The sequence below is a fragment of the Paenibacillus silviterrae genome (assembly GCF_030167925.1).
Classification (GTDB): Bacteria; Bacillota; Bacilli; order Paenibacillales; family NBRC-103111; genus Paenibacillus_G; species Paenibacillus_G silviterrae.
The window spans coordinates 715,830-735,491 of record NZ_JASKUT010000001.1; the positions used below are offsets into that span (position 1 = coordinate 715,830).

The 19,662-nt window shown below is 54.0% G+C and carries 14 protein-coding genes and 1 riboswitch; of the genes, 11 read left to right on the forward strand and 3 right to left on the reverse strand.

The features are described 5' to 3' along the window. Window positions 1–59: 59 nt before the first annotated feature. Window positions 60–178: riboswitch (SAM riboswitch) on the forward strand. A gap of 78 nt (window positions 179–256) precedes the next feature. The 3 genes from QMO62_RS02910 to QMO62_RS02920 are packed head-to-tail and all read left to right on the forward strand — an operon-like array spanning window position 257 to window position 2,818. Continuing rightward, window positions 257–1,270, forward strand: coding sequence for a methionine ABC transporter ATP-binding protein (locus QMO62_RS02910; protein WP_284638618.1), 1,014 nt, complete (start codon window positions 257–259; stop codon window positions 1,268–1,270). Beyond that, window positions 1,263–1,925 carry a methionine ABC transporter permease gene (locus QMO62_RS02915; RefSeq protein ID WP_284638619.1) on the forward strand — a complete coding sequence of 221 codons (663 nt, stop codon included), beginning with the start codon at window positions 1,263–1,265 and terminating at the stop codon, window positions 1,923–1,925. The genes QMO62_RS02910 and QMO62_RS02915 overlap by 8 nt, the downstream gene beginning before the upstream one ends. Before the next feature lie 50 nt (window positions 1,926–1,975). After that, on the forward strand, window positions 1,976–2,818 hold the full coding sequence (locus QMO62_RS02920) for a MetQ/NlpA family ABC transporter substrate-binding protein (protein ID WP_284638620.1): 843 nt from the start codon (window positions 1,976–1,978) through the stop codon (window positions 2,816–2,818). Between the two features lie 68 nt (window positions 2,819–2,886). Here QMO62_RS02920 and QMO62_RS02925 read toward each other — a convergent pair whose 3' ends face one another. Beyond that, a complete protein-coding gene (locus tag QMO62_RS02925) occupies window positions 2,887–3,081 on the reverse strand; it encodes a hypothetical protein (protein ID WP_284638621.1) in 195 nt (64 codons plus the stop codon). Between the two features lie 533 nt (window positions 3,082–3,614). On the opposite strand from QMO62_RS02925, the gene QMO62_RS02930 reads away from it, so the two are divergent. Further along, window positions 3,615–5,060 (forward strand): amino acid permease, encoded by a 1,446-nt coding sequence (locus QMO62_RS02930; RefSeq protein WP_284638622.1) that lies wholly within the window; start codon window positions 3,615–3,617, stop codon window positions 5,058–5,060. Here the strand turns inward: QMO62_RS02930 and QMO62_RS02935 are convergent. After that, window positions 4,953–5,579, reverse strand: a complete 627-nt coding sequence (locus QMO62_RS02935) for a LysE family translocator (protein ID WP_284638623.1) — start codon at window positions 5,577–5,579, stop codon at window positions 4,953–4,955. The two genes, QMO62_RS02930 and QMO62_RS02935, sit on opposite strands and share 108 nt — an antisense overlap. 232 nt (window positions 5,580–5,811) lie before the next feature. On the opposite strand from QMO62_RS02935, the gene QMO62_RS02940 reads away from it, so the two are divergent. The 3 genes from QMO62_RS02940 (at window position 5,812) to QMO62_RS02950 (ending at window position 9,215) form a co-directional block, all read left to right on the forward strand. Then, on the forward strand, window positions 5,812–6,801 hold the full coding sequence (locus QMO62_RS02940; RefSeq protein WP_284638624.1) for an aldose 1-epimerase: 990 nt from the start codon (window positions 5,812–5,814) through the stop codon (window positions 6,799–6,801). A 105-nt stretch (window positions 6,802–6,906) separates the two neighbouring features. Further along, the gene (locus QMO62_RS02945) at window positions 6,907–8,199 is read left to right on the forward strand and encodes a homocysteine synthase (RefSeq protein ID WP_284638625.1); all 1,293 of its coding nucleotides are present in this window, start codon (window positions 6,907–6,909) and stop codon (window positions 8,197–8,199) included. 155 nt (window positions 8,200–8,354) lie between these two features. Beyond that, window positions 8,355–9,215: a helix-turn-helix transcriptional regulator gene (locus QMO62_RS02950; protein ID WP_284638626.1), complete on the forward strand. Its 861-nt coding sequence runs from the start codon at window positions 8,355–8,357 to the stop codon at window positions 9,213–9,215. Window positions 9,216–9,243: 28 nt separating this feature from the next. On the opposite strand, the gene QMO62_RS02955 is transcribed toward QMO62_RS02950, so the two are convergent. Next, complete coding sequence (locus tag QMO62_RS02955; protein WP_284638627.1) at window positions 9,244–10,212, reverse strand: Gfo/Idh/MocA family protein; 969 nt, start codon at window positions 10,210–10,212, stop codon at window positions 9,244–9,246. Between the two features lie 190 nt (window positions 10,213–10,402). Here QMO62_RS02955 and QMO62_RS02960 point away from each other — a divergent pair, with 190 nt between their 5' ends. The 4 genes from QMO62_RS02960 to QMO62_RS02975 all read left to right on the forward strand — a co-directional run bounded on the left by QMO62_RS02960 (window position 10,403) and on the right by QMO62_RS02975 (window position 19,614). Next, the gene (locus QMO62_RS02960) at window positions 10,403–10,945 is read left to right on the forward strand and encodes a L,D-transpeptidase (RefSeq protein WP_284638628.1); all 543 of its coding nucleotides are present in this window, start codon (window positions 10,403–10,405) and stop codon (window positions 10,943–10,945) included. 475 nt (window positions 10,946–11,420) lie between these two features. Continuing rightward, window positions 11,421–13,583, forward strand: coding sequence for an efflux RND transporter periplasmic adaptor subunit (locus tag QMO62_RS02965; protein WP_284638629.1), 2,163 nt, complete (start codon window positions 11,421–11,423; stop codon window positions 13,581–13,583). Continuing rightward, window positions 13,580–16,729: an efflux RND transporter permease subunit gene (locus tag QMO62_RS02970; protein ID WP_284638630.1), complete on the forward strand. Its 3,150-nt coding sequence runs from the start codon at window positions 13,580–13,582 to the stop codon at window positions 16,727–16,729. Before QMO62_RS02965 ends, QMO62_RS02970 begins: the two co-directional genes overlap by 4 nt. A 41-nt stretch (window positions 16,730–16,770) precedes the next feature. Continuing rightward, on the forward strand, window positions 16,771–19,614 hold the full coding sequence (locus QMO62_RS02975; RefSeq protein WP_284638631.1) for an RCC1 domain-containing protein: 2,844 nt from the start codon (window positions 16,771–16,773) through the stop codon (window positions 19,612–19,614). Window positions 19,615–19,662: the final 48 nt, after the last annotated feature.

The following is a 19,662-nucleotide window of genomic DNA, read 5'->3' on the forward strand; positions in this document are numbered from 1 at the left end:
TCGTCAATTCGTAATAAAATTACTACTTGTTAATGACCTAAGGTAAAATAATAGCAAACTTCTTATCAAGAGAGGCGGAGGGAAAAGGCCCGATGAAGCCCGGCAACCGTTCCATGCGTAACGCAGGGAAGTATGGTGCCAATTCCTCCAGAATCGGCGCGATTCTGGAAGATGAGAGGGACAAGAGCGATAAAGTCAGCCTCTGTACCTCTGTGTGCAGGGGCTTTTTTCATGCCTAACCAAGGGGGTGGATGAATTGATACAGCTTCATGAAGTTACCAAGGAGTACCTGGTAAAAGATAGAAAAATCACAGCCTTATCCCATATAAACCTTACCATCAGCAAAGGCGAAATCTTCGGTGTCATTGGCCATTCCGGCGCTGGAAAAAGCACGCTGATCCGGACCATCAACCTGCTGGAGCGGCCCAGCTCAGGGCAAGTTATCGTCGACGGCATCGACATTACGTCACTGAATGACCGCAAGCTTCAGGTGGAACGGCGTTCGATCGGCATGATCTTCCAGCACTTTAATTTGCTGTCGTCTGCAACTGTCTCGGATAACATCGCTTTTCCGCTTAAGCTGGCCAAGGCGGACAAGCCTTCAGTAGAGCGTCGGGTTCAAGAGCTGATCCGTCTCGTCGGCCTAGGCGGCCACGAGCACAAATATCCCGCCCAGCTGTCCGGAGGCCAGAAGCAGCGGGTCGGCATCGCCAGAGCGCTGGCGACGAATCCGAAGGTGCTGCTGTGCGATGAGGCAACGTCGGCGCTTGATCCGCAAACGACACAGTCGATTTTGGCCCTGCTTATGGACATCAACCGGGAGCTGGGCATCACGATCGTCCTGATCACCCACGAAATGCAGGTCATCCGCTCGATCTGCGACCGGGTCGCTGTACTCGACGGAGGCAGGATTGTGGAGCTTGGCCCGGTTACGGATGTATTTCTGAAGCCGCAGCACCCTACAACGAAGCAGTTTGTAGCGGAGGCTTCCGAACCGCTTACTGCAGAATGGCCGGGGCGCGCGCCGGGGAACACAACCCGCATCCTCATCACCTTCCTTGGTGAGATGACGTATGAGCCGGTGTTGTACGAAACGATGCGCGATACGAAGGTGCCCTTCGTCATTTTGCAAGGAACGGTATCGCGATTGAAGGATACGCCCTATGGTCAGCTGCTGCTGGAGCTTAGAGAGACCGGAGCTGAGGCGCAGCGAGCCATCGACCTGCTTCGCGAGCGCGGCCTGGATGTGGAGGTGTTGACGCATGGATAAGCTTATGGAGCTGGACTGGGCCGAGATCGGCTCGAATACGCTGGATACACTTTCCATGCTGGGGGCTTCCACCCTATTCACCGTACTCATCGGCTTGCCTCTCGGCATCGTGCTCTATCTGACGGGAAGAGGACAGCTGCTGGAGCAGCCGTTGATCTACGCGGTCCTATCCTTTGTAGTGAACGTGCTCCGCTCTGTTCCGTTCATCATTCTGATGATACTGGTCATTCCGCTTACGCGGTTAATTGTGGGCACCTCGTTAGGCGTTCCCGGCTCCATCCCGCCGCTTGTCATCGCGGCAGCGCCCTTCTTCGCACGGCTTGTCGAGACAGCGCTGCGCGAGGTCGATCGAGGTGTTATCGAGGCGGCCCAAGCGATGGGAGCGACCCGCATGCAGCTGATCACGAAGGTGCTGCTGCCGGAATCCCGTCCGGGACTCATAGCGGCCGTCACCATTACAGCCGTCACTTTGGTATCGTACACGGCGATGTCCGGAGTTATCGGCGGCGGCGGTCTGGGCGATTTGGCCATTCGCTACGGCTATCAACGCTTCCAGACCACTGTGATGATTGTGACCGTGCTCATTTTGCTTGCGCTCGTTCAAGTCCTGCAAACGCTCGGCGACCGGCTCGTCCGGAAGTATCAGCGCAAGTAAGGCTTCATATAAATATTCACTGCATTTTTACTACAGGAGGAACCATTCACATGAAAAAAGTAGTCACAACAGCTTTATCCATCGTACTTGCCCTCTCTTTGTCCGCATGCGGAACCAAGCAGGAAGCTTCCTCCGGAAGCTCCAATGCAGCGGCTCCGGCTCCCGCAGCGAAAGAGGTTACCTTGAAGGTAGGCGCTACAGCCGTACCCCATGCGGAAATTTTGAAATTCGTGCAGCCTAAGCTGAAGGAGCAGGGCGTAAATCTGGAAATCAAGGAATTTACCGATTATGTCCAGCCGAACGTTCAAGTATTTGAGAAGCAGCTGGATGCTAACTTCTTCCAGCACATTCCGTACATGGAGCAGTTCAATCAAGACAAGAACATGAACCTCGTGAAGGCGGCGGGCGTCCACATTGAGCCGTTCGGCGCCTATTCCCAGAAAATCAAGAAGGTGGATGAGCTGAAGGAGGGCGCAACCGTTGCAATTCCGAGCGACCCTTCCAACGGCGGCCGGGCACTGGCGCTGCTGGAGAAGAACAGCCTCATTAAGCTGAAGGAAGGCGTAGGCGTGAAGGGGACAGTGAAGGACATTGTCGACAACCCGAAAAAGCTGAAGATCAAGGAGCTGGAAGCAGCCATGCTGCCGCGCGCTCTGGGCGAAGTAGACCTTGCGCTGATCAATACCAACTATGCGCTGGAAGCGAAGCTGTCTCCTACGAAGGATGCGCTGTTTATCGAAGACAAGAACTCCCCGTATGTCAACATCTTGACGGCGCGTCCGGACAATAAGGACTCCGAAGCGATGCAGAAGCTGGTTAAGGCGCTGAACTCGGATGATGTGAAGAACTTTATAAAGGAAAAATACAAGGACGCGGTTATTGCCGCATTCTAGAGCAAACAAGCAAAAAAAAGCACAAGGTCTGTTCCCGGGAACGGACCTTGTGCTTTTTCCTTTTTATATTATGCTTCCATGATCTGAAGCAGATTCATACCCTTGTGAATGGGAGGCGCGGTCTCTTCCTTCGTCTTCGTTTCCACCTCCACAAGCTCTAAGCCGATAAAGCAGGTGCTGAGCTTCTGCAGCTTGGCTTCCGCCTGTTCCCGATCCATTGCCTGACTGAGCAGCTTACCCTTATAACAAATGGCGTAACTCATTGTGGTTATCCCTCTCTTTCATAATAGAGCCGTTATTATATGGTTCGAACGAACCACTTCTTTTCTAGGTGTAATAGGGAAAATAATTTTCTCTACTCATTTATACCCATGATCGAATCTGTTGAAACAGCAAATCATGATTTTTTATATGATAATACGACAAAGAAGTCGAAAAAGTTTCAATTCATGTAATCGTTCTCAGGATTAAAATCAATTCGCCGTTCTTTCGCGTTTTTGTCGAGCGGCGGAGTGCTTGCTTCTTCACCAAATGAGCTCATCAATCATTCCTTCCCGTTCAAGGTAAGGCACTTGTCGAATCGTGATCGCCATGGTGTAGTTCCAAGTAACCAAAAATATTATATAACATTTTTTTACAGGATACAATGCGTATCCGGGGTGAGGGGTAAATATCGAACCATGGATAGCTGTGTCGAATGAGGGAGCTGCGATAGGACCCATGTGCATAAAAAAAGAACGGCTAAAGCAGGATAAGGTATTGAAACCATACCTTAGGCGTCGGAGGGATTCGCACTATGGAGAAAACCAATGGAAGTGCCAAGGAACAAAAAATGAAATGGTGGCAGCTTTCGCTGCTGGGAGTAGCCTGTACCATCGGAACGGGGTACTTTCTCGGTTCCGGCATTGCCATTGAAACTGGGGGGCCGGCCGTTCTAGCCGCCTTCATTCTTGCTGCCTTCGGAACTTATATGGTATTTGACGTGCTTGCACGCATGACGGCGGAGGAGCCTCTGAAGGGATCCTTCCGTTCTTACGCGAAGAAGGCCTACGGGCGGTGGGCGGGCTTTAGCAGCGGCTGGGTGTACTGGTCCTCGGAGCTGCTGATTATGGGCAGCCAGATGACGGCGCTTTCCCTGTTCTCCCGATTCTGGTTCCCGAACGTGCCGATGTGGCTGCTCGCTTCCGTTTATGCGGTGCTTGGTTTGATCGTGATTTTAACGGGGCATAAAGGGTTCGAGAGGACGGAGCATGTATTTGCCGTGATGAAGATAGCCGCTATCCTCATCTTTATCGTGATCGCTGCAATCGGACTTTTGGGCTGGCTTCCGGGCGGTTCGCGCGCCCCATCGGCCCCGGTAACAAGAGAGCAGCTGCTCCCGAACGGGGCGATCGGCCTGTGGTCAGCGTTCTTGTTTGCGTTCTATGCGTTCGGGGGAATCGAAATTATGGGGCTGATGGCCACCCGTCTCAAGGAACCGAAGGAAGCGCCGAAAGCAGGGAAAATTATGATTCTTCTGCTGACCGTCGTGTATCTTATTTCCTTGTCCTTGGCGATCGTTTTGGTGACCATGGATCAATTCAATGATAAGGAGAGTCCGTTTTTGCTGGCGTTGAACAACTGGAATTTACCTTTCGTTCCGCATTTGTTCAACGGGGTTTTCATCATTGCCGGATTTTCTACAATGGTGGCTTCTTTATTCGCGGTCACCACCATTCTCGTCACCCTGGCAGGGGACGGTGACGCTCCGCCTGTTTTCGCCAAGGAGTATAAGCGTAAGCTGCCATTGCCTGCGATCGGGCTAACAACGATAGGGTTAATGGTTTCCATCTTGATGGCCTTGCTGCTCCCGGATCGGTTATACCACTATGTCACTACGGCGGCGGGCTTGATGCTGCTGTATAATTGGCTGTTTATCCTAGTTACCTCCGGTAAGCTTCTTACATTGACAGGCTGGGGGCAGACGAAACGTTTTGCCGGGATGGCTCTTATTCTTGGCGCAGTCAGCGGCAGCTTGTTTCATGACGATACCCGCCCAGGCTTCATGATCAGTCTTGGGTTTATCATCGTCATTGGCGTATTGACCTTGGTCATGCGATATGTATGGAAAAAAAAGAAGAAGGCCGGAGCCTCCTCAGCGGAAAAAGAGCATTTTGCACGCTTCGAGCCCAAAGTACAAGCCGAAGCCGATGAGCGACAAGCCGGAAAGTATGGAAATCAGGGTAAGGAGCCTAGCCGTTAAATATTTGCGGAAGGTGCTGGCCATGGAAGCCATCGTGATATCCCAAAGCACCACTCCCAGCATGATGGCGCAGCTATAAAGAACCAGCTCCTCAGGGCCGGCGGTTTTGGCCGTCTTGGCCAGCACGGAGCCGTAAATTCCGAGCCAGAACAAGATGGTAAGCGGATTGGAGAGCGACATCAGAAAGCCGGAGAAGAACGACTTAACCAGGGATTCGTCGTCATCGCGGGCGTTCGTTATTTTACCGGCTCCCATAAGGCTCTCTATACCCGTATAACAAAGCACGAAGCAGCCGAACAGCCATAGGAAGGTTTGCATGAACGGCGTGCTTAGAAAGTGGACGACGCCGAAATAGACGAGGAGCATGTACACCATATCGGCGATCATGGCGCCGAGTCCGACAAGCCACGAATGCCAAAAGCCGCTGCGGAGCCCCTTGTTCAACTGTGCCGCATTGATCGGACCGATCGGAGCGGCGAGCGATAACCCTAAAAAGATGTAGCTAAAAAAAATACTCATTCCTCGATCCCCCTCAGAGTTTTGCGAGGCAAAACTTGCCTCGAAAGCGATGCTGAGTTTTGCGAAAGCAAAGCGATGCTTGTACAGTGTATTCACTCAGGTTGGCTCGTACCACTCATTCCGCTCTGAAAGGGATGAGTTTTTTCGCGCTGCTTGGAAAAGCCCGGCAGGAATGCTCGATCGAATCGAGAATAGGTAAGTTGCTACACATTGATATTTTAGGGAGGATCACATGTCGAACCAAAGCTTCTGGGGAGAATTTCATGGAGAGAAGGCGGTATGGCTGCGCGCAGGCCGATACGAAGCCGCCGTTTTGCCGGAAATCGGCGCTAATTTGATCGCGTTTCGGGATACGGAGAACGGGTACAGATTCTTACGGGAGCCGGCGGAGGAGGAGATGACTTCCTTCAAGGAGTTTCCCATCGTTCACGGCATTCCCGTTCTCTTCCCGCCGAACCGTTACGAGGATGGGAAGTTTCCTTGGCAGGCAGCGGTATATCAATTCCCTGTCAATGAGGAGAAAACGAATAACCACCTTCATGGCTTTGTGCATAATATTCCATGGGAGGTGCTGGACTTCTCATCGAACGACCACGAGAGCAAGGTGACGCTCGCCTTGAAGGTAAGACCCGGGCATTCCGTATATGCTTATTTGCCTCATTCCTTCACGATCAAGCTCAGCTATACGCTAAGCGAGGACGGTCTGCTGCAGCATGTGCTTGTCAATAACGACGGCGATACGCAGCTTCCTTGCCTGCTAGCCTTCCATACGACGCTGAACGCTCCGTTTATTCCGGGGAGCACGCCGGATGACTGCCGGTTCATGATGACGACAGGCCGGCGCTACGAGCTGAACGAGCGCATGCTGCCGACAGGCAGCTTCCAGCCGTTAACCGCGGAGGAGGAGCTCATGAAAACAACCGGCCTGTCCCCGTTCTTCGAGCCGATGGACAATCACTACACGAGCGATCCGCAGAATGGGCGCAACCGGATGGAGCTCACCGATGTGAGCAGGAAGGTCACGCTTGTTTATGATGTGGGAACAGCCTACAAGCATTGGATGATCTGGAATAACAATGCGACCCCCGGCTTCTTCTGCCCTGAGCCGCAGATGAATCTGGTGAACGCGCCTATGGTGGATCTGCCTGCGGAGCAAATCGGTTTGCTGTCACTTGCTCCTGGAGAGAAATGGGAAGAGACAAGCCGTCTGTATGTTAAGTAAGCGCTCTTCTCAGAGCTGCTATTATTTAGTAAAATAGTAGAGATTCATAATGATAGTGAGAGTTTTACTATGCTATTATCTAGTTGAATAATGGAGGCTGGGAAAATGTCAGAGGAAAGACAGTTTTTACCGGAAACGTTAGCCGTGCATGGCGGTCAGGAAATCGACCCGACAACGAATTCCCGGGCGGTTCCGATTTATCAAACGACATCGTATGGCTTCCGGGATTCGGATCATGCGGCCAACCTGTTCGCGCTGAAAGAGTTCGGCAACATTTATACCCGCATCATGAATCCGACTACGGATGTATTCGAGAAGCGAGTCGCTTTGCTGGAGAACGGTGCTGCGGCGCTGGCCGTTTCCTCGGGGCAATCGGCCATTACCTTTGCTCTTCTGAACATCGCCGAGGCAGGCGACGAGATTGTATCCGCTTCCAGCTTGTACGGAGGTACATACAACCTGTTTGCACACACCTTGCCTAAGATGGGTGTGAAGGTGCGATTCGTAGATCCTAGCAATCCGGAGAACTTCCGCGGCGCCATCAACGAGAAAACGAAAGCGCTGTTCGCCGAGACGATCGGCAATCCGAAGGGCGACGTGCTCGATATTGAGGCCGTAGCACAAATCGCGCATGAGAACGGGATTCCGCTCATTGTGGACAATACGTTCCCAAGCCCGTACTTGCTTCGTCCGATCGATTTCGGGGCGGACATTGTCGTGCATTCGGCTACTAAATTTATCGGCGGCCATGGCACTTCTATCGGTGGTGTTATCGTGGACAGCGGGAAATTTGACTGGGCTGCCAGCGGCAAATTCCCTGGTCTGACCACTCCGGACCCTAGCTATCATGGCGTTGTATATACCGATGCGGTTGGCCCGGTTGCTTATATTATCAAAGCGCGCGTTCAGCTGCTTCGCGATCTGGGAGCCGCCATCTCGCCGTTTAACTCTTTCCAGCTGCTGCAGGGCCTGGAAACGCTGCATCTGCGCATGGAGCGTCACAGCTCAAATGCTCAGAAGGTTGCCGAGTTCCTGGAGAAGCACGAATCCGTGGAATGGGTAAGCTATCCGGGGCTGGAGAGCCATCCTTCCTATAAGCTTGCTCAAAAATACTTGCCGAAAGGTCAAGGAGCGATTATCAGCTTCGAGATCAAAGGCGGAGTAGAGGCGGGTAAGAGGGTCATCGACAATGTAAAGCTCTTCTCCCATCTGGCGAACGTCGGGGATTCGAAGTCCCTGATCATTCATCCGGCCAGCACAACACATCAACAGCTGAAGCCGGAGGATCAAGTGAAGAGCGGCGTAACGCCGGGTCTGATCCGCTTGTCCATCGGAACGGAAGCTATTGATGACATTCTGTTCGATCTGTCTAAGGCGATTGAAGCAAGTCAAGCCTAGGAGCAAATGAAAAGCGGCTGTGTCTGAAGTGATAATTGCTTCGGATGCAGCCTTTTTTGCGTTCCAACTCGCTGAGTCCTTAGAATTATCCTTGTCAATTTGTTAGGTTTCCGGTATGCTAAACTTTCATGAAACGCATCTGGGAGGTACCGGCAATGCAGGATTACGGCATGGAATACGCCGAGCTTTTATTTTATAGTCCTACGGAGCAAGAGCGATTGCGCGGGTTGTGGCCGCTGCGCGCAGGCAGAAACCTGGCAAAGCCGACGTACCGCGTAGGCCCGAGGGTCATGGAAACGTATAGTTTGCATTTTGTTATGGATGGCGCCGTGCGTCTTCTATATGAAGAACAGCAGATCGAGCTGGAGGAAGGGGACTTCTTTTGTGTGTTCCCGGGAATCAAGTACGAATATATGCAGCCGTCTGACAGCAGGCAGCCTCTCAAAATGTGCTGGCTCACGGTAGACGGTGAGCTAGTGCCCGAGCTTTTGCAAGAAACGGGGCTGTCCGAGGAGAAGCCATATGCAAGACGGATGATGACGCGGGAGCTGGAAAGGGAGCTTGTGGGAGCGCTTGCTGCCTTCACGCAGGCGAACGAGCCTGGGGGTTATGCCCGATTAATGAGTGCGCTGTACGGTGTCTTTAGTGCGCTTCAGGCGGGTAAAGGCAGGGAGGCGGCAGGGAGAAAGGACGATTGGCTGGAACGAAGTATCCGATTTATGGAAGCTCATTTCTGTGAACGAATTACGGTAGAGGATGCTGCGAGTGAAGCGGGCATACACAGGTCGTACTTTTCAACCAAATTCACCGAGAAGCTGGGCATCGCTCCGGCCAAATATTTGCAGAAGCTTCGCATGGAAAAGGCGGCAAGTCTGCTGCTCGATTCGGAATGGCCGGTTACCGAGATAGCACAGGCTGTGGGCTACCCCGAAATTTATTCGTTTACCCGGTTTTTCACCCATTATTACGGGCTTCCGCCCAGCCGTTATAGAAAGGAAGGAGGGAACGCTCCCTGAAGAGCATTCCCTCTTTTCTTGTGTAATGTTATAGACGTACAGGTATGCCGGTTTCCGCAGAGCGAACAGCAGCCATGGATACCAGATGGGTTTGGTGCGCATCCTCATAGGTTGAACGTATCCTGCTTGTATCGCCTGTTCGGACTGCATGAAGGAAAGCTTCATTTTCTTTCACATACGGATCGGTTAGATTGAGAAATTCGGTAATTTGACCTTTGCGTATATCGCGGACCGCATGAGCCCGAAACTCCACAACACCCAAGTCCGTCACCAGATCAAGCCCGCTTGTATGGTTGATCGGAAGCATGCACGTATTCGTCAGGCTAACGACCGCTCCGCTGCGCAGCTTCAGGGTGACGACGCCATTATCGGGAACTTCCGTCCCCGGGACCCGTTCATGCATGACGACCCTGTTGAATTGTGCGTATACCTCGCTGACCTCCCCGCAAAAATATCGGACAAGATCGGTAATGTGTGTCGTTTGCTCGACGAACTGTCCGCCCGAGCCCTGAAGTGTCCGCCACCAGGCCACTCCCGGCATGCTTCCGAGCCAATAACCGTTAGCCAGTCCGACATAACGCCCCTCGAGCAGCTCTTTCGTTTTTTGCGCGCCATCCGTATACCTCAGGTGATAGCCGACGGAAGTAATCAGCTGCTTCTCGGTAATTTGCTTCGCCAGCTCTCCGGGGATGGTTCCTTCCGCACCCAAGGGCTTCTCTACTAGGAAAGGGATCCCCCGCTCAATTAAGCTGCGCTCAATGGGGCCGTGAGCCATAGGGGGGACACAAATATAAACAGCATCGGGTTTTTCTTTATCCAGCATTGCTTCTACCTGCTCATAGCCCGCCGCCGCGGAATATCCTGAGGCCGCTTTTTCCGCCTTCTCCAAGCTTGTTCCTGTAAAGCCGACTACCTCACAACCGTCCATTCTTGATACAATCCCGGCGTGTTTCTTGGCGAAGCCGCCCGTTCCGACGATGCCGATACGCATGTTCATCACGTTTCCTCCTCTTTATCACATGTAGTTCCATCATAAGCGTAACAACGCCCGGAGACAATCCCTGGAAATCAGTAAAGACGTCGGGTAAGAAGAAGATTTTGTTATTGCATAGGCATGCCGAAGGAAACAAACAATATAGGAAGCTATTGTAAAATGCTTGCAAAATAAGGAATGGAGTCTGTAGGGTATGAAACTAAGACGTATTCATGGTATGCTGCTTGTCCTCCTCCTTGTCGGCTCTTATTTGGTGCCCTTCACTGCGAGGGCAGCGGAAGCAGCAGCCGCTCTTCCTAATGATAGGCAGAAGCAGCTGGAGCAAGAGCGGCTTGCCGGACTGAAAGAGGAAGGAATGTATCTTGTCATTGATAAGAGGTGGAATCGGCTGACGGTTTATATGAACGGCCATGCAACCCATTCCTTTCCCGTAGCTACTGGAAGAAGCAAGTCCTTGACGCCCGTAGGTCAATTTCGAATTACGACCAAAATCAAAAAGCCGTGGTATGTACGCAAGCAAATCCCCGGAGGACATAAGGATAATCCGCTGGGGACCCGGTGGCTGGGTCTGAATGTACCGGGGACCGGAGGCTATACTTATGGCATTCACGGTACGAATCGTCCTTGGTCCATCGGATCCAGAGCTTCATCCGGGTGCATCCGCATGCACAATAAAGATGTGGAATGGCTGTTTCGCCACGTAACATTAGGAACGGTAGTCGTCATTATCGAATAGCTTTCTTTTGAAAAGCGGCGTATAAAGACTCCTCATACCGGACATATTATTATCGACGGTGAACAAGAGAGGTGTGGTTCCGTTGAGTGATTCAACGAATAATACCGTGGAAGCAGGTTTTGAATCGATATAGAAGCGGAGGGATGTGCCAAAGACTCGTTACTGTAGTACCCGTACTGCATTGTGAGTGGAGGTCAGTCATCCGGCTTTCGTGAGATTCAGGTACCAAAATCCAAAATCACCGTCAAAGGGACTCCTTAGGGAGTCCTTTTCTTTTTTCGTACTTCCCTTCGACATTCTTCGCATTATTCCTTCGTATTTGTTTCTTCACACATTTTTCACAATTCCATCACAGTTTGATCATGAATTTGAGCTATTTTGAAACAAGATGTATTGTCTTAATCATCAGATAATGAAAGCGATTTCTTCCTTGATGCGGTGCGGATAGGAATGAACGATTCAGGAGGGTATGGACATGTTTAGCTGGATCCAGAATGTTTCAAAAAAATGGATCGTAACGACCGTAGCAGTCATCGCTGTCATTGCTGTTGTCGGTGTTTCTTTGTTGAATGGAGGGGGACCAAATACCCAGGGCGCTGCTCCTGCCGGTACGGTAGCACCCGGACAGCCCGGCGCTTCCCCGGCGCAGCGCGGCGGACCTCGCTCGTTTCCAGTAGAGACGCAGGTCGTTAAGATGTCCGATATGGGCGGCGGACAGGTGTTTACAGGATCAATCACTCCGCAATATACTACTAACGTCTCCTCCCGTGTCAGCGGCCGGGTAACGGAGGTTATGGTGAAGGTCGGAGACAGGATTAAAGCAGGCGATCCGCTGGCGAAGCTGGATACCTCAACGCTGCAGCAGCAAATATCCCAGCAGGAGAACGCTCTTGCCGTGAGCTCGGCACAGCTGCAAAAGGCTATTAAGGATCAGGCGAATGCCGAAGCAACGGCGGAGAAACGAATCGCCTCTCAGCGGGCAACCAATGAGAAAAGCATTTTGGATCTGCAGAATCAGATCGCAACACTCAAGCAGCAGGTTGCCATCTCGCAAGCGAATTTCAACAAGGCGATCAGCGATCAGCAGAACACGATTGCGGCAGCGAAGCAAGCGGTCGCGATTTCCCAGCAAAGCCTGAACAGCGCGATCGTTACTTATAACACGAACCTGGAGAACGCGAAGAACGCCCTCACCGCGCAGCAGGACAGCTATTTAACCTCCCAAGCGAATGCGATTAACAACCTGCAGTCGCTGCAGCTCGATGTGCAGGCTGCACAGAACGCTTATATCGCTGCCGTGACCAGCAGAAACGGGATTGACGCTGCGCTGGTCAAGCTCCAGCAGGCACAGCTGAAGCTGGAGCAGGCGCAGAATCCGTCGAGCGTGTCACAGACCGCGCTGATTAACGCGCAGAACGCGGTGGAGACGGCGGAAGCCTCGCAAGCGGTACAGCTTGCGCAAGAGCAGCTGAACCGGGATTTGATCACGCTGACCAATGCGCAAAATACGCTTTCGATGATTATGGAAACCAACTCGCAAACGGTGCAGAAGGACCAGCTGGCCTTGGCAAACGCAGAAGCCACGCTGCAGCTGAGCCTGGGCTCCTTGAACGCTACGCTTTCGCAAAACGAGCAGGATTACATAAACTCACAATCCAAGGAAGGGCTCGCCGTAAACCAGGCTCAATACCAGCAAGCCCAAACGAACCTGCGCAACCTGCAGGAGCAGCTTCAGGACGGCGTACTGCTGTCCCCGGTTGACGGGGTGGTCACAGCCATTAATACGCCGGTCGGCCAGAACGCCGGCTCACAGGCGAATATCGTATCGATCGCCGCGGTTGACCCTGTTCAGGCTACAGTAAGCATCTCTGAGGCCACGATCGGTAAAATCAAGGTTGGCATGGAAATGAAGGTGAATGTACCGACCCTGAACAAAACCTTCGATGGCATCGTATCGGCGGTTCGTCCTACACTTGATGCGGTGACGAAGTCGTACGGCGTTGACATCCAGGTGAATGACCCGAAGCATGAGCTGCTGCCGGGCATGTTTGCGACGTCAAGCCTCAAATCGGAGGGCCGCAAAGCGATCATGGTGCCGGCCGATGCGGTGCTCAGCCAGCCGAGCGGCAACGCGGTTTTCATCGTGCAGGAGGGACGTGCCCGCAAGGTGTCCGTGAAGGTCGGAACGCTTACCAGCGCGCTGTTTGAAATTACAAGCGGGCTGAAGGAAGGCGACGAGATCGTTGTTAAGGGACAGGAGCTGCTGTCCGATCGGGCTGCAGTCCAAGTGGTGCAGCCGGGTCAGGAGGGCGCGGCCCAGCCAAGCGGCGGGCAGCGTCAGCAGGGGACCCCGAACGGGCAGCCGGGCGCGCCAACCGACCAGCAAGGAAACCAGCAGGGCAATCAGCGCACGCAGCGCCAGCAGGGTAATCAGGGCGGGCAGAACGGCCAGAGCGGGCAGAACGGCCAAAGCGGACCGAACGGACAAGGCGCACAAAGCGGACAGAACGGACAAAGCGGACAGAATGCGCCAAGCGGTCAAGGCGGTCAAGGCAATCAGCGGCAGCCGCAGACCAATCAGCAAGGGAGTCCGCAGGGGAGCCAAGGGCAAACCGAGAGAGCGGGTGGAGGTCAGTGAAGTTAGCGAATTTCTCGGTTAACCGTCCGGTTACCATTATGATGCTGATGATCGCCATCACGATACTGGGCTCGATCGCAGCACCCTTGCTTCCGGTGGATTTATACCCGAATATGGAAATTCCGACGGCTTCCGTATCCGTCAACTGGGCAGGCGCTTCTCCAGCACAGGTAGAGGCGCAAGTGACCAGCCGGATCGAGGCTTCGATGGCTACGATCGCCAATGTATCCTCCGTGTCCTCGAACTCAAGGACAGGAGGAAGCACCGTCACGGTGCAGTTCAATTACGGCACCGACATTATGGAGGCTACCCAGACGATGCGGGAACGGCTCGACCGGGTGCGAAGGCAGCTTCCATCGGACGCCGACGCGCCGGTCGTCAACCGGGCGGACCCGAATAGCCAGGCGATTATGAACCTGTCGCTTTACGGGAAGGATGCCGATCTGCTGACCCTGCGCGATCTTGCCGACAACGTCGTCAGCCCCGCCGTGCAGCGGGTAGACGGCGTGGCATCGGTTAGCGTGACGGGTGGACGTACTAGACAAATTCAAGTGCTGCTCGATCAGAATAAGCTGCTGCAGTACGGACTCACCCTTAATTCGGTGACCCAGGCGCTAGGAAACGATAACCAGACGCAGGATGCGGGCTTGGTGTATAAAGGTCAGCAGCTGGTACCGCTTCGCATCAACGGCGAATTTAAATCAACCGGGGAGATTGAAAAAGTACGGGTGCCGCTGTCACGCGGCCAATCCGTACCGCTCAGCGAGCTTGCCAAAATCGTCGATACGTATCAGGAGGTTACCTTCGATGCGAGACGCAACGGGGAGCAAAGCGTAGGCTTATCCATTCAGAAGCAATCGGACGGGAACACCGTATCCGTCGCCGATAACATTCGCAAGACGATGAAGGAAATTGAGAGCCAGCTGCCGGAGGGCGTCAAGCTGGCCGTGCTGAACGATTCGTCGAAATTCATTAAGAGCTCGATCAATACCGTAATAGAGCATACGTTGTTCGGGGCTATTTTTTCCATCATTGTTCTTATGCTGTTCTTAAATAGTATTCGGGCAACGCTGATTATCGGTGTCGTAATTCCGATCTCGGTTATCAGCACCTTCAGTATGATGTACTTCGGCAACCAGACGATCAATACGATCACGCTTGGCGGCTTGGCGCTCGGTCTCGGCTCGCTTGTCGACTTTGCCGTGGTAGTGCTGGAGAGCATTTTCCGCAAAAGGGATGAGGGCTTATCTCCGATAGAAGCAGCCAAGAAGGGTACCGCTGAGGTCGGTACGGCGGTGCTTGCATCCGCCCTGGCACAGATTGCCGTTTTTGCGCCGACGGTGTTCATTAACGGCATCATCAAAAACTTCTTTGCGCCGATGGCGCTTACGGTAAGCTTCTCCCATATCGCCGCCTTGTTCGCGGCCATCACACTCGTTCCGATGCTTGCGGCGAAGCTGCTGAAGAAGCATCATGAGGAGACGCTGCCTGAAGGCCGCTCCTACAACCCTGCCGTGTGGTTCGGCAGAGGAATGAACCGGTTCACCTCCGGCTATGCCTTGATTCTTCGCTGGTCGCTCGGCCATCGCTGGGTGATCGTTGTGGCAACGGTTGCCATGCTGGGAGGAAGCGTCTTTCTTGTCAAATTCGTCGGCAATGAGCTGATGCCCTCTACCGATGAAGGGCAGTTCAATGTCAACATCAGCATGCCACAAGGCACGAAATTCGAGATTACCAACGATATCGCCACGAAGGTAGAGAACAAAATCAAGGATCTGCCCGATGTCGATACCATCTTCACTACCGTGGGTAGCGCGGGGGGAGGAGCCTTTCAAAGCGCCTCCACGAACAACGCCAGCATTGCGGTAACGCTCAAACCCCTGGGAGAACGCACACTGAAAACCCAGCAGGTAGTCGATCAGGTGCGTACGCTGACGCAGGGATACCCTGGTGCGCAGATCAACGTTAACGCACGCTCCTCCGTCCGGCTTCCGGGTCTTGGAGGCGGCGGGGGCGGAGCCGATTCGGTTGTTGTCAACCTGAACGGGCCCGATATGGCCGTGCTCAGCAAGCTGGGTGACATGGTTGCGGAAGAGATGCGAGCACTGCCGACCCTGCGAAGCGTCCAGAATACGCTGGAGCGAAGTATTCCCGCCTATGATCTCAAGATCGACCGGGACGCGGCTTCCTACTATGGAGTAACCGCGAGAGAGGTCATGACCGCCCTCCGGACGGCGTACCAGGGCTCGGTGGCGACCCAGTTTAAAGCAGGGGACACGCAAATTTCCGTGCTGGTGAAATTCCCGTCGGAATTCACCAACAACCTCGAGAATTTAAATCAAATCGTCATTAATGCGCAAGGGGGAGCTCAAGTTCCGCTCAGCGCCATTGCAAAGGTTGAGCCGGGCTCGAGTCCGGTTCAGATCCGGCACATTAACGGCGAACGTCTGACGACTGTACAAGGGGCCGTATCGGGTGCGCCGCTTGGCGACGTTATGAAGCAGGTGGAGGAGATTTTGAAGAACATCCCCGCGCCGGACGGTTATTCGATTACTTTGGCTTCCAGACAAGATACGAACAGTGCCTTCAGCAGCCTTTATCTGATGCTGATCCTGTCGGTCGTGCTGGTATACATGGTGATGGCGAGCCAATTCGAGTCGTTGTACGGACCGTTTATCATCATGTTCTCACTGCCGCCGACCTTTATCGGCGCCATTGTAGGACTGTATCTGACGAACCGGACGATCAACATGAACTCCATTATGGGGATGATTATGCTGGTCGGGATCGTGGTGAATAACGCGATTGTACTGGTCGACTATACCAACCAGCTTCGCAAACGGGGGTATACGCTGTACGATGCGTTAATCGAAGCAGGCAAGGTGCGCTTGCGGCCGATTATGATGACTACCGCAGTGACGGTACTGGCGATGCTGCCTCTTGTCATCGGCTTCGGAGAAGGGGCTGAGGCGCAAGCGTCCATGGCTACGGTAGTGGCCTTCGGCTTGACCTTCTCCACGATTATTACTCTGGTGCTGATTCCGGTGGTGTATACGTTCTTGGACGGCATCATGGATGCGATTAAGCGCCGCTTCCGGCGCGGTAAGCCTGCCGAGCTGACGAGCGATTCGGCTGCCGGCGTATAGCAGGCAATGAACTATGGTTACTACAGTAAGGAGACAACACAATGAAGCCATTTAGGAATGATTTCGCACGGCGCAGCTGGTCTTGGGCGATGCTGCTGCTTCTTATATGGTCGTCCTTTGCAGGCGGGGGAGCTGCGCTAGCCGCAGACGCTCCCTCGCAGGCAAACGAGCCGATGGTGCAGGTGACGGGCGGCCAAGGCTTTTCCGTGGCGCTGAAAGCGGACGGAACCGTATGGGCTTGGGGGGATAATCTGCGGGGGAAGCTCGGAACAGCGGGGGGGAACCGGTTTGTTCCAAGTCAGGTTGAAGGACTGACGGGCATTACTGCTCTCGCCGCCGGTCTGAACCATACCCTTGCCTTGAAAAAAGACGGAACCGTATGGGCTTGGGGGCAGAACGATAGCGGACAGCTTGGCGACGGCACGCAGACGGACCGGATGACGCCGTTTCAAATCAAGGGACTGGAAAATATCGTTTCTATCGCTGCAGGGAATTCGCATTCGGTTGCTTTAAAAAAGGACGGGACCGTCTGGACCTGGGGAGCGAACGACAGGGGCCAGCTGGGCGATGGCACGACGACCGGGAGAAATGTTCCGGCGATGATTCCTAATCTGCAATATATTAAAGCGATCGCATCCGGAGCGAACCACGTGCTTGCGATATGGAACAGTCCGTACGACGGCTATAAGAATCAGGTTTGCGTATGGGGCGCCGCCAGCTATGGAACCCAGATGAATCAGTATTCCACGGGTTATCTCACCGTGCCTTACTTCATTCCGTATTTTACGGATGCGGTGGAGATTGCAGCGGGGAACGGGTTTTCCCTAGCACTGAACGACATGGGCTATTTGTACGCATGGGGCACCAACTTTGCCGGGCAGCTGGGGGACGGCAGCTACAATGACAAATCGACGCTGAGCAATAGTATAAGTTTGCCGAAAGTGAAAAAGATTGCTGCAGGAAATTCCCATGCCATGGCATTGACCCGCGATAATGAGCTCTATGTGTGGGGCTCTAACGGCTTGGGGCAGCTGGGTACGAAGGAAGTGGAGAAATATAGTGTTCCCATGGAGATGGAATCGTTAGGCAAGGTCGAAGCCTTCGGGACCGGAAGGTTTCATTCCTTCGCAGTGAAGGAAGACGGTTCGCTCTGGACCTGGGGCAACAATACGCTCGGCCAGCTGGGCGACGGAACGACAACAGACCGGTATAAGCCACAGCAGGTGGGGGATTTTAACGTAAAAGCTGCGGCTGCCCCGCCAAGCAAGGGGGATGAGGGGCCAAAGACGGACAGCTATTCCATGGCGGATGTCGCTCTTTCAGCAGGGGAAAGCTTTACGATGGTCCGTAACAATGGACAGCTCTGGGCCTTTGGGGAGAACACGTTCGGGCAGCTCGGCCTGGACAAAGGAAATTACAGAAATAAACCTTCTGCACTCAGCTCCCTGAAGGAAGTGAAGCAAGTCGCTGCAGGCTATGGGCATACGGCCGTTCTGAAGTCCGACGGAACCGTCTGGACCTGGGGGAACAACATTTACGGCCAGCTCGGGGACGGGACGACGGACGGCAGGAGGGAGCCGGCGCCTATTCCCGGACTGTCCGAAGCGGCTGCCGTAGCTGTGGGCAACAGCTTTACGATCGTTCTGAAGGCGGACGGGACCGTTTGGGGGGCCGGAGACAACAGCTTCGGTCAGCTTGCGAACGGCCAGGTCATGGGAGAGAAAAGCTTGATTCGGATCCCCGGCTTAAGCAATATTCAAGCGATAGCCGCAGGCTATAACCACGCGCTTGCCTTGAGCTCGGACGGCAAGGTATGGGCATGGGGAGACAATACGGGCGGGCAGCTCGGCAATGGCAAAGGGGACGCAGTACGCTACGCCGTGCCTGTGAATCGTCTTTCAGACGTTAAGGCCATCGCAGCAGGGCGGACGCACTCTCTTGCCCTGAAGAAGGACGGCACCGTGTGGGCATGGGGCTACAATACGTACGGCCAGCTCGGGGACGGTACCTCCACGCTCCGCAAGGAGCCCGTCATCCTGGAACTCAATCATGTAGCGGCTATTGCAGCGGGAGGTTATCACTCCTTGGCATTGAGGCAGGATGGCAGCTTATGGGCTTGGGGTTCGAACACTCAGGGACAGCTGGGGGATGGGTCGAACACAAGCAGTGTGAAGCAGGTAAAGGTAGCGATACCCGGAGCAATTGCTTCAATCGCAGCGGGGGGCTCGCACTCAGCGGCCATGCTGCAGGATGGGTCCGTATGGACCTGGGGCTCGAATATCAATGGTCAGCTGGGAGACGGTTCATTTAAGAACAGTACTACTCCGACGGCAGTGGGAGGGTTCTCACCTTTATTCGGTGATTTGGCCGGACATTGGGCGGAGAAGGCTATTGCCGCCGCTGCCGGCAAGGGCTATGTCGACGGTTATGAGGACGGAAGCTTCCGGCCCGAGCTGCCTGTCACGAGAGCGGAATTTGCAAAGTTGACTGCAGTGGCGTTGAAGCTGCCGACGTCAGCGCCGTCCGCTGGGCAATCGTGGAGCGTGCCGTACATCGATGCCTTGCTTGCAGCGGGAGTGTACGGGCAAGAGGACGTCCAAGCTGCATGGGATGAGCCGATGACCCGTGCGGAGATGGCCAGAGTTGCCGTGCGGGCGGCAATCAAGGAACTTCAGTCGCCTCAGGCTGTGGTGCAAACTGCGTGGGCTCTGCAGAATGCCGTAAAGCTCGGCTTGCTGCAGGGGCTGTCCGGCGGCCGGTTGGCTCCGGAGGAACGGACAACGAGAGCGCAGTCGATTGTCATTATTGAGCGGATGCTTACGGTTGCGGCAGGAGGCACGCTCGAACCGGATGCAGAGGCTGTGAGGCAGGCAGAAGCATTATAACTATGGGAAAGACCGCCCGGCACTTGCGCCGCGGCGGTCTTTTTTTCG

Coding starts and splice junctions, on each gene's coding strand:
- QMO62_RS02930 (WP_284638622.1), top strand. CDS start 3,615: ATGGAGAAAACCAATGGAAGTGCCAAGGAACAAAAAATGAAATGGTGG.
- QMO62_RS02915 (WP_284638619.1), top strand. CDS start 1,263: ATGGATAAGCTTATGGAGCTGGACTGGGCCGAGATCGGCTCGAATACG.
- QMO62_RS02950 (WP_284638626.1), top strand. CDS start 8,355: ATGCAGGATTACGGCATGGAATACGCCGAGCTTTTATTTTATAGTCCT.
- QMO62_RS02920 (WP_284638620.1), top strand. CDS start 1,976: ATGAAAAAAGTAGTCACAACAGCTTTATCCATCGTACTTGCCCTCTCT.
- QMO62_RS02940 (WP_284638624.1), top strand. CDS start 5,812: ATGTCGAACCAAAGCTTCTGGGGAGAATTTCATGGAGAGAAGGCGGTA.
- QMO62_RS02975 (WP_284638631.1), top strand. CDS start 16,771: ATGAAGCCATTTAGGAATGATTTCGCACGGCGCAGCTGGTCTTGGGCG.
- QMO62_RS02965 (WP_284638629.1), top strand. CDS start 11,421: ATGTTTAGCTGGATCCAGAATGTTTCAAAAAAATGGATCGTAACGACC.
- QMO62_RS02955 (WP_284638627.1), bottom strand. CDS start 10,212: ATGAACATGCGTATCGGCATCGTCGGAACGGGCGGCTTCGCCAAGAAA.
- QMO62_RS02935 (WP_284638623.1), bottom strand. CDS start 5,579: ATGAGTATTTTTTTTAGCTACATCTTTTTAGGGTTATCGCTCGCCGCT.
- QMO62_RS02925 (WP_284638621.1), bottom strand. CDS start 3,081: ATGAGTTACGCCATTTGTTATAAGGGTAAGCTGCTCAGTCAGGCAATG.
- QMO62_RS02960 (WP_284638628.1), top strand. CDS start 10,403: ATGAAACTAAGACGTATTCATGGTATGCTGCTTGTCCTCCTCCTTGTC.
- QMO62_RS02945 (WP_284638625.1), top strand. CDS start 6,907: ATGTCAGAGGAAAGACAGTTTTTACCGGAAACGTTAGCCGTGCATGGC.